This window comes from Fictibacillus sp. NRS-1165 (assembly GCF_050468105.1).
GTDB lineage: Bacteria > Bacillota > Bacilli > Bacillales > Fictibacillaceae > Fictibacillus_C > Fictibacillus_C terrinigri.
On sequence record NZ_JBDPNU010000190.1, the window covers coordinates 1 to 961 of the forward strand.

Below are 961 nucleotides of genomic sequence, written 5' to 3' on the forward strand. Positions count from 1 at the left end.
GTGTAGAAGTACATACGTCTGCCTCCTTAAAACAGCTTGAGGCACATACGAAGACCGCCATTTATGAGGTTGATGGACAGCGGGTCGACATGAGTCCTGAAAAAGTGTTGGTTTCTGTGGGAAGGAAACCTCGTGTAACCGGACTGGGCCTTGATGATATAGGCATAGTCACTGAAAAAGGCCGAATTCGGGCCAATGAGTACATGCAGACGAACCTGCCGCACATTTTTGCTGCAGGAGACGTAACAGGAGGAATTCAGCTTGCTCATGTGGCCATTCATGAAGGGAAAGTGGCTGCATTCAATGCCTGCGGTCGTAACAGGCAAGTGAATTACAAAGCGGCACCACGATGTATTTATACCTCTCCGGAAATTGCCAGTGTCGGCTTGACACAGAGACAGGCAGAACAACAGTACGGGGACGTGCTAACAGGGGAGTTCTCTTTTGGTGCCAACGGAAAAGCACTGATTCTCAATGAGCCATTCGGAAATGTAAAAGTAGTGATTGATCCGCAGTACAATGAAGTGCTCGGCATTTCCATTGTCGGTCCGCGGGCGACTGAACTGATTGGGCAGGGAACGCTCATGCTTCACGGCGAGTTAACCGTGGACGTTCTTGAGGATTTTATCGCTGCCCATCCCACTCTGTCTGAAGCCATTTCAGAGGCGATTGCCAGTACGGTCGGCCAGGCGGTTCATGCTTGATTTAAAACGGAAGGGAGGAAGAAAAGCATGAAGGAATTAAAAACAGCGATCGTTACCGGATCCGGCCAGGGCATTGGGCGAGCCATTGCATTACGTCTGGCAAGTGACGGGTTTAACGTAGTAATCAATGATGTTGACCAGGAGAAGGCAGAAAGCGTCTCAGGGGAAATTGAGCGTCTTGGGAGAAAAAGTCTCGCCGTTAAAGCGGATGTCAGCAACAGGGACGAAGTTTTCGAAATCGTATCACAGGCTCAAGA

General features: G+C 49.7%; 2 protein-coding genes. Both read left to right on the forward strand.

Features of this window, described 5'->3' with window-relative positions; translation table 11 throughout:
- Positions 1 to 704 (forward strand): FAD-dependent oxidoreductase (locus tag ABHN01_RS25810; RefSeq protein WP_429877914.1); only part of this gene is annotated, 704 nt, incomplete at its 5' end.
- A gap of 27 nt (positions 705 to 731) precedes the next feature.
- Positions 732 to 961: SDR family NAD(P)-dependent oxidoreductase (locus ABHN01_RS25815; protein ID WP_429877915.1), on the forward strand; the 230-nt coding region annotated here is incomplete at its 3' end.